Source organism: Mycobacterium sp. E136 (genome assembly GCF_001666865.1).
Classification (GTDB): Bacteria; Actinomycetota; Actinomycetes; order Mycobacteriales; family Mycobacteriaceae; genus Mycobacterium.
In genome coordinates this window covers 1-10,543 of the sequence record NZ_LZJE01000087.1, presented here as the reverse complement: position 1 = coordinate 10,543, position 10,543 = coordinate 1, and the positions used below count along the sequence as shown (strand labels likewise).

General features: G+C 64.8%; 1 pseudogene. It reads right to left on the bottom strand.

The window, feature by feature from the left end:
* A pseudogene (locus tag A5698_RS06565) lies at positions 1–10,543 on the bottom strand (amino acid adenylation domain-containing protein); the annotation flags it as partial.

Here is a 10,543-nt window from a genome sequence, read left to right as displayed (position 1 = left end):
TGCGCCGTCATCGCCACCAACACCCGCTCCAACCGACCAACCAACCCACGCACACTGCCCGCATCAAACACATCGGTTCGGTACTCAACCGCCCCCGAAATCCCTGCGGGCTCACCGTCTTTCGTCCACTGCTCGGCCAACGAGAAGGTGAGGTCCATGCGTGCGGTCTGGGTGTCGGCGGGCAGCGGCGACACCTGTACATCACCGAATGGCAGTTCGGCAGGGGAATCGGTGACATGCCGTGCGAAGTTCTGCCAGGCGAGCATCACCTGTACCAACGGGTGGTGAGTCAACGATCGTGCCGGGTTGATTCGCTCGACCAGAACCTCGAACGGCACATCTTGATGTTCATACGCCGCCAGGCTTCGTTGCCTCACCTGCCCGAGCAACTCGGCAACCGTTGGGTCACCGGCGACATCGACCCGCAGTATCAGCGTATTGACGAAGAATCCGACCAGACCATCGAGCGCGGGATCGCGCCGCCCGGCGATCGGGAAGCCGACCGCCACATCGTTGCTGGCGCTCAGCTTCGACAGCAGTACCGCCAGGGCGGCCTGCACCACCATGAAACTGGTCGCATTATGCGCGCGAGCGACTTCACGCACCTTCTGCTGCAACTCGACCGGCCAGTGCAAAGTGACCCACGCCCCCCGGTAGTCCGCCACCGGCGGATACGGGCGATCGGTCGGCAGGTGCAACCGCTCGGGCATTCCGGCCAGCGTTTTCTCCCAGTAGGCAACCTGCGCGGCGATCCGGCTCTCTGGGTCGTCGACATCGCCCAATTGCTCTCGCTGCCACAGCGTATAGTCGACGTACTGCACTGGCAGCGGCTCCCAATGCGGAGCTTGTCCGACGCATCGGGCGGCATACGCAGCCGCCAAATCACTGACGAGCGGTTCAATCGATACGCCATCGGCGGCGATATGGTGCACGGCGGCCGCGAGAACGAACTCTTCGTCGGCCAGGCGGAAAAGCTTTGCCCGCAACGGAATCTCGGTCGCCAAGTCGAACGGGCGACGCACCTCGGTGTTGACGGCCTCAGCGAGGCGGCCCTCGGGCCATCCCGCGGCATCGACCACTTCCCAACAGAGGTCGACGTCTTCGACCGGCACGATGAGTTGCTGCGGCGTTCCCTGGGGCGCGACGAACAGAGTGCGGAGGCTTTCGTGGCGGCCAACCACATCGGCCAGGGCCTGACCCAAGGCCCGCGGGTCAAGCCGGCCATAAATGCCGAAGGCCACCGCGATGTTGTAAATCGCGGACGGACCTTGCAACTGGTCGATGAACCACAATCGCTTTTGGGCGAACGACAACGGCACGGCTGCGGGCCGCTCCATGGGCTGCAGCGGCTCCAGCCCGCCACCGTCCACACCCACCCGGGACGCCAATTGGGCGACAGTCGGCTCCTCGAAGAAGGTGGGAACCGCGAGACCCGCCGCCAGAGACTTGTTGGCCATCGCGATGACTCGCATTGCCAAGATGCTGTCCCCGCCCAGCTCGAAGAACGAGTCGTCGACACCGACGCGTTCCACGCCGAGCACCTGGGCGAAGATGCCGGCCAAGATCTCTTCGGTCGGAGAGTTGGGTGCGCGATACCGATCGACATCGGCGTACTCCGGCGCCGGCAGGGCGCGCCTGTCAAGTTTGCCGTTGGCCGTCAACGGCAGCGCATCCATCACCACGACCGCCGAGGGAACCATGTAGCCCGGCAGGCGTTCCCCCAACGCGTCGCGAAGCTCCGCGGGATCCGCGGTGCCGGTCACGTATCCCACCAGCCGTTTGTCGCCAGGCTGGTCCTCGCGGGCCACCACCGCCGCCTGTTCGACCCCCGGATAGCCGGCCAAAGCCGCCTGCACCTCACCGAGTTCGATCCGGTAGCCGCGGATCTTGACCTGCTCATCAGCGCGGCCCAAGTGCTCCAGCTGGCCGTCAGCGCCCCAACGCACCAGATCGCCGGTGCGATACATACGTTCCCCGACCCCGCCGAACGGGCACGCTACGAACCGCGAGGCGGTCAGCCCCGGTCGACGCACATATCCGCACCCGAGACGGCCGGCAACATACAACTCGCCGACTACGCCCGCCGGCAGCGGGCGCAACCACTGATCGAGAACAAAGAACGCGGCGCCGGGAACCGGAGTACCGATCGGCACCACATCCGACCCCTCGACCAGCGGGTCGCTGATCGCCGCGAACATCGACGTCTCTGTTGGGCCGCAGACGTTGATCATCACCCGACCGGGCGCCCACCGATCGGCCAGTTCGGTTGGGCACGGCTCGCCGCCCATGATCAGCAACTGCACCGACTCCAACCCTTGGTGCGGCAAAACCGCCAGAGCAGAAGGAGTCTGGCTGACCACGCTGACGCGCTCAGAGATCAACAGTGCATGGAAATCCTCGGCCGAACGAACCACCTCGTCGGGCACCACGACCAGTCGTGCCCCGTGCAGCAATGCCCCGAAGATCTCTTGGACCGAGACGTCGAAGCCCAAGGAGTGCCACTGCGACCAAACGCCGGTCAACGGCAGATGATCAGGCAATGCCCCCAACATTTGAGTGACCGCGTGATGTGCAACGGCCACTCCCTTGGGCACACCGGTCGTTCCCGACGTGTAGATGATGTAGGCCAGGTCGTCGGGCGATGGCCCGGGCAGGGCCTCGGTCGGCTGATCCGCGATGCGTGGGTCGTCGACGTCGATGACCGGCAACGCGCCGCCCAGCCGCTCGGCCAACCCCGCCGTGCTGACCGCTACCACTGGCGCAGCGTCGGCGAGCATGAATCCGATGCGCGCATCAGGATGCATCGGATCGATCGCCAGATATGCCGCACCGGCTTTGAGCACCGCCATGATCACTACGACGGCCTGCGCCGACCGCGGCAACAGCAGGGCCACACACTCACCCGGGCCCACACCTTCGGCGGACAGCAAGTGAGCCAACTGATTAGCGGCCTCATCCAGCTCGCGGTATGTCCAGGCTTGCTGAGCATCGTTCAGCGCCACGGCCTCCGGAGCGCGGGCGACCTGCGTGGCGAACAGCGCCGGGATCGACACCGGCGGATCCGCAGGCTCATTCAACACCGTCCGGTGGCCGAGCTCATCCAGCCGGGCATGTTCGGTGGCATCAAGGCAATCCACCGACGACAGTCGGCGCTTCGGGTCAGCTGCCATGGCTGCCAACACCCGTTCGAACCGCCCCACCAACGCCTCAACACTGGCCGCGTCGAACACATCGGTGTCATATTCGATGCGAAGACCCAACTGGCGACCGGGGCGCGCCGCCACCGTCAGCCGGTAATGGTTGTACTCGTAGGCGTTTATTTCGGGGATCGTCATTTCGTGATCGCCCGAAAGCGCTTCGGTGTCAATCGGATAATTCTCGTAGAGGAAGAGTGTGTCGAACAACTGATCGTGCCCCGCGGCACGCTGGATCTCATTCAGTGGAAGGTGCTGATGCTCGACAGTTCGGTTGTGCGCGCTCTGCATCTGGTCGAGTAGGTCGGTTGTCGTGGTAGCCGTTGTGAGAGTTGCGCGCACCGGCACGGTGTTGATCAACATGCCGACCATCAATTCCGCGCCGGGAACCTCAGCCGGCCGGCCCGACACCGCCATCCCGAATGCGACGTCACTCTGTCCGGTCAACTGACACAACAATTGAGCGAATGCGCTCTGCAACGCGATGTTGATGGTGGTGTGATGTGCACGCGCCAGGTCGCCGAGGACCCGCGTGGTGTGTTCCGAAATCAGATGCGAAGCCACACCTCGCCGCCCCAGCCCCGCACCGCCGGGCGGACCGACGAGTGTCGGTGTCTCGAACCCGGCGAACAACGAAGCCCACGACGTCTGCGCGGAAGCCCGATCCTGTGCAGCCAGCCAGCTGACGAAGCTCCGGTAGGAGGCGGGTTCCGGGAGGCGCTGACCGTAGTAAGTGGCAATGATCTCCTGCAGTAGGACGGGACGCGACCAGCCGTCCATCACGATGTGGTGATTGGTCAGCACGAATCGGTGTCGATCCGGCGCGATCCGGATCAACGCCGCGCGGAACGCCGGCGGATTCGCGAAATCGCAAACGGCGGAACGCTCGGCGGCGCACACCTTCTGAACCTGATCCTCGGCATCTACGGCTTCTGCGTTCAGCTCGACGTACCGCCAGGGCGCTGTTGGTTCGGCCGGGATCACCTGCACCGGCTCGTCGAATTGTGAACAGAAGCGGGCCGCCAAGTGTGGATGCCGGCCGACAACCGTCTGCACCGCGTCACGTAACCGGTCCGGATCCAGTGGCCCGGCCACGGTCACATCGAGTTGCACCGCGTACACATCATCGCTACTGCCCGCGGCACTACTTGTGTAGAACAGCAAACCCTGTTGGAGGGGGGTCAACGGCAGCACGTCGGCGACGTTGTCTTTTCGGCACAACTCGTCCAGCTGTTGCTGAGTCAGTCGGGTCGGCGCCAGATCCGAAGGCGTCAAACCGCCGCCACCGGCACGAACATGTGCGCAGATACCTTTCAGAGCCTCGAACCACAGCCGGCTGAGCTTGCGTACCTGTGACCGATCGAGTGCCGACCGCGCCCACCTCCAGTTGGCGTGCAGCTGCGGGCCGGTGTCTGTTTCGGCGGTGCCGGCGTTGAGCTCGACGGTGTGCGACAACTGCACAGGGATGGCAGCGGCTGCGCCGGCAAGCGACAAGCCCTCCGGACTGATCCGCCACAAGTCCTCGGAAAGCTCGGCGCCAGCCGCGCCCAGCCGCCCGAGATAGTTGAACCCGATCGCTGGATCCTGTTCCGGCAGTTCAACTTCGGCATTCAGATAGCGCAGAAGTCCGTAGGTCACAGGGTCGGGCAACGCCCGCAGCTGCTCCTTGGCTTCCTTGATCACCGTGCCCAGTGCAGGCTCACCCGTGACCACCTGAGCCCAGTTCAGGCAGCCAACGGCCAGCGAAACCGGGTATTTGGTGGTGAACCAGCCGACCGTGCGTGTCAGGTCGACATCGGCGGCCAGCTCCTCGTGTCGGCCGTGGCCCTCGACGTCGATGCCGACGGGAGCGTTGCCGGTGCTCAGGAATTCCGCGCACGCCAATCCGAACGCAATCAGCAGAATGTCTTGTACGCCGGCATGAAACGCCGCGGGCACCTCACCCATCAGCATCCGGGTCGTATGAGTGTCGAGTTCAACCGACAAGAATCCGGCCGTGGTGAACGTGTCCTCAGCCGGCTGCACCGCCGGCAATGCAGGTCTGGTCGCCGCAATACGTCGCCACGCATCAGCGTGTCGTACGACCGTGCTGGAGTACGCGTACTCGGCCAGCAGCGATGACCACCTGGCGAACGACGTTCCAGGCGTCGGCAAGAGCACGGGTTGCCCGCTGTGATGCTGAGCCCACGCGATGTTCAAGTCCTCCAACAGGATTCGCCATGAGACGCCGTCAACGGCGAGATGGTGAATGATCATCACCAGCTGGCTCGTGGAGGTCACCCACAGGGCGCTCAGCATCACACCGGACGCCGGGTTCAACCGCGACCGCGCCGCCACCAGTGCGTCGTCGGACAACATGTCCACCGTGAGGAGGTACTCGCCAATGTCGATCGATCCCGCCTCGGGCACCTCGAGTGACCAACCGCCGGCGCCGTCATCGCCAACGTGCAAGCGCAACATGGCATGCCGGTCCAGCAATGCCTGCAACACCGCCACGACGTCGGCCTCGGTCACCTCGCCGGGAGCCTGCAGCACCATCGTTTGGTTGAACTGCTCGACCGGTCCTTCCATGCCGTGCAACCAATGCATGATCGGAGTCGGGACGACTGGTCCGATACCCTGATCCTCTGGCCCATCGTCACCGTCGGCCACCCTTGCGACCCGGGCAAGCTTGGCCACGGTCTGTTCCACGAAGACATCCGGCGGCCGACACAACACACCAGCTGCCCTGGCACGGGCTACCACCTGCATCGACAGGATGCTGTCGCCGCCGAGCTCGAAGAACGAGTCGTCGACCCCGACTCGCTCCAACCCCAACACCTGCGCATAAATCGCGGCGAGGATTTCCTCGGTCGGAGTCGCCGGCGCACGGTAGCGATCGGCGGCCTGATAATCCGGTGCGGGAAGAGCCCGTTTGTCGAGTTTGCCGTTGGGGGTGAGCGGCAACGCGTCGATCATCACGATCGCAGAGGGAACCATGTAGGCCGGTAACCGCTCGGCCAGCGCCGCTCGGGCCGCGGCCGGGTCCGCGGTACCGGTGAAGTAGCCCACCAATCGCTTATCGCCTGCGCGGTCTTCGCGAGCGATCACCACGGCATGATCCACGCCATCGCAGGCGGCCAACGCGGCCTGGACCTCGCCGAGTTCGATGCGGAAGCCGCGGATCTTGACCTGCTCATCGGCACGGCCGAGATATTGCAGCTGACCCTCGGGACCCCAGCGCACCAAGTCGCCGGTGCGATACATCCGTCCCCCGGGAGACCCGAACGGACAGGCCACGAAGCGTGAGGCCGTCAACCCGGCCCTCAGCCAATACCCAACTGCGACACCGCCACCGGCGATGTACAACTCGCCGACCACACCCGGCGCCACCCGGCGCAATCCCGCATCGAGCACGAACAGCGCCGTCCCCACCACCGGAGACCCGATCGGCACGGCATCCGCACCGGCCTGCAACGGCGCACTCATCGCCGCGTACACCGTGGCTTCTGTGGGACCGTATGCGTCGATCATCTTCCGTCCGGGTGCCCACCGATCCACCAGCTCGATCGGACAAGCCTCACCGGCCACCATCAACACCGTGGACTCCAGCCCTTCGGCCGACAACATCCCGGCTGCGGATGGGGTATGACACAACACGCTGACCTGCTCGTCGAGCAGCAGGGTGTGGAGGTCGTCGGGCGAGCCCGCCACATTCTCCGGCACCACAACCAACCGGCCACCGGTCAACAGGGCTCCGAATACCTCCCACACAGAAACGTCGAACGACAGGGAATGCCACTGCGACCACACGCGCCCGTTCTCGGGCGGCAGCGCGACATCCACTGATGCCATCAGTTGGGTCACGTTGCGATGAGCGACTGCAACCCCTTTCGGCACTCCGGTTGTGCCTGACGTGTAGATGAGGTAGGCGATGTCATCGGCCGCGGGCCCCGGAAGGGCGGTGGTGGGCTGTGATGTCACGGCGCCGTCTTCGACGTCGATGACCAGCAGATCGCCGTCGTCGAGGCGGTCTGCTGACCCGGTAGTCGTGAGGGCCGCGACCGGTGCGGCATCGGCAACCATGAACGAGATCCGCGCCTGCGGCAGAACCGGGTCGATCGGCACGTACGCCGCCCCGGTCTTGAGTACGGCCAGTATTGCCATGATCGCCTCGGCGGAGCGTGAAAACAGCAGCGCCACACACTGTCCCGGGCAGGCGCCGGCTCCGGCCAGATGATGCGCCAGCCGGTTGGTGGCCTCATCGAGCTCACGGTAGGACCACTTCCGCTGGCCGTCGCTCAGCGCAATCGCCTCGGGCGTCCGAACCACCTGCTGGGCGAACATCTCCGGAATCGAAACGGCTGTCGCCGGCGGCGCCGTCAGCGCAGACCGATTACCCCACTCATCGAGTTGATCGTGCTCGTCGTCGTCGACGAGATCGATGGCCAGAAGCCGCCTCGTGGTATCGGCGGTCATGATTGCTGACCCGAATCCGCGGTCATCGCCATCAAAACTCGCTTGAAGCGCTTGACGAGCGCGGCGATGCGGGCGGTGTCGAACACGTCGGTGTCGAATTCGATCCGCAGCTCGAGTTCGCGGCCGGGAGCGGCTTGCACCGATAGTGGGTAGTGGTTGTATTCCCGTGGAGTGATCTCGGTGATGGCCAACTCGTTGACTCCTGACGATTCGACGTTGTCGATCGGGTAGTTCTCGTAGATGAAGAGGGTGTCGAACAATTGGTCATGTCCGGTGGCACGGTGGATTTCGCTCAACCCGACGTACTGGTGATCCAATGTGTCGTTATAGGTGTCCCGAAGCTGATCGAGAAGTTCGGCGACGGTGGTTGCCGGGGTTATGTATGCCCGCACCGGAACCGTGTTGATCATCAGCCCCACAATCGATTCCGCATCAGCCACCTCCGCCGGTCGTCCCGCGACGGCGGTACCGAAGGCGACGTCGTATTGACCGGTCAACCACACGAGCAGCTGGACCCACACGGCCTGCAGAACGATGTTGACGGTGGTGTGGCGGGAGCGGGCCAGTTCTCCGAGTGCACGCGTGGTCTCCTCAGAAACCCGGAACGATTCGACGCCTCGCCGTCCCATGCCCGCTCGTTCCGGCGGACCCACCAGAGTGGGGCTTTCGAATCCCGCGAATGTCTTGCGCCAAACGTCCTGTGCGGCAACGCGGTCCCGAGCGGCCAGCCACTCGACAAAGCTCCGGTATGAAGCGGGTGCAGGCAACCGCTGCCCGTAGTAGCTCGCGATGATCTCCCTCAGCAGTATCGAGGTGGACCAGCCGTCCAGCAGGATGTGGTGATTGGTCAGCAGGAATCGATGCTCATCCTTCGCGGTCCGGATCAGCGCCGCGCGGAAGGCCGTCTGGCCTGCGAGGTCACACACGGCCGCGCGCTCGGAGGCGGCCGTTTCCTGAATCAGCGCACCGATGTCCAGGTCGGCGACGGTCAGGTCGACGTATCGCCACGGCACTGCGGGGTCAGCTGGGATGACCTGTACCGGCTCGTCGAACCGATCACAGAATTGGGCGGCAAGGTTGGGGTGCCGGTGGACGACCATGCGCACGGCATCGCGCAGTCGGTCGGCATCCAGAGCGCCGGTGATCGTGATATCGAGCTGGACCGCGTACACGTCGTCGTCGTGACCCTGTGCGGTGCTGGTATGAAACAGCAGTCCCTGCTGCAGCGGGGTCAGCGGGAGCACGTCAGCGACGCGGTGCTCGTGCTGCAGTTCATCCAGCTGCTTCTGAGTGAGCCGCGCAGGCCTGATATCCGAAGGGGTCAGGCCGCCGCCGCCGGATCTGACGTGCGCGCAGATGCCTACCAAGGCTTCGAACCACAACCGGCTCAACGTGTCCACTTGTTCGTGCGCGAACGCTGATTGCGCCCATCGCCAGTTGGCGTGGAGCTTCGGGCCTGTTTCGGAATCGGCGGTGACGGCGTTGAGCTCCAGGGTGTGCGCAAGCGGCAATGGCAGTGCCGCAGCGGCACCGGTCTGCGCCAGCCCTTCCTCGCTGACCCGCCACAGATCACCTGACAGGTCGGCGGCCGCCGCGCCCAGCCGGCCCAGATAGTTGAACCCGATCATCGAGTCCGACCCGCTTACGTCCACATCGGAATTGAGATACCGCAGCAGGCCGTAGGTCAGACCATCCGGCAGTCCGCGCAGCTGTTCCTTGGCATCTTTGATCAAGGCTCCCAGCGCGGCCTCGCCGGCCGCGACCTGACCCCAATCAAGCCCGCCGACCGTCAAGGACACCGGGTAGAGGGTGGTGAACCAGCCGACCGTGCGCGACAGATCCACATCGCTCGCCAGTTCCTCGTGACGTCCGTGACCCTCGACATCGATACCGATCGGCATACGGCCGGAGTCGAGGAACTCAGCACATGCGATGGCGAAGGCGATCAAGAGAATGTCGTTGACTCCGGTGTGGAATGCCGCCGGCACCTCACTCAGGAGGAGATTGGTGGTTTCGGCGTCCAGCGACACAGACAAGTGGCCGGCCGTGGCGAACGTATCCACCGCGGGTTGCACCGGTGGCAACAGCGCCGGCGTTGCGGCCACCTGCTGCCACACCTCGGCCTGCTGCACCACCTCTGGATGGTGGGCGCGTTCGGCCAGCAGTGACGCCCATCGAGCGAACGACGTCACCGGCGCCGGCGGCGCCACTGGCTGTCCGCTGTGATGCTGGGCCCAGGCGATGTTCAGGTCCTCCAACAGAATTCGCCACGACACCCCGTCGACGGCCAGGTGGTGGACGATCAACGCTAGTTCGCCCGTCGTGGTCACCCACAGCGCGCTGACCATCACGCCGGCGGCCGGGTTCAACCGCGACCGTGCCGCCAGCACCGCATCGTCGGACAACACGTCGACCGACCGCAGGCAATCACGCGCGTCTATCGCCCCGGCTTCAGGCACGGAGAGCGACCAGCCGTCGTTGTCGTCGTCCTCGACGCGCAACCGCAGCATCGCGTGCCGATCGAGCAAGGCCTGCAACACGAATACCACGTCAGCCTCAGCAACCCCGGGGGGAGCCTTCACCACCATGGTCTGGTTGAACTGTTCGATCGGACCTTCCATGTCGTGCAACCAACGCATGATCGGCGTCTCGATCACGGGACCGATACCCTCGTCGACCGGCTCACCTGCACCGTCGGCCACCCTGGCCACCCTTGCCAACCGAGCGACCGTCTTCTCGACGAAGATGTCCCGTGGCCGGCAGACCACACCGGCCGCGCGTGCCCGGGCGACCACTTGCATCGACAGGATGCTGTCGCCGCCGAGTTCGAAGAAGGAGTCGTCGACGCTGACGCGGTCTAGGCCCAGGACTTGGGCGTAGATGCCGGCCAG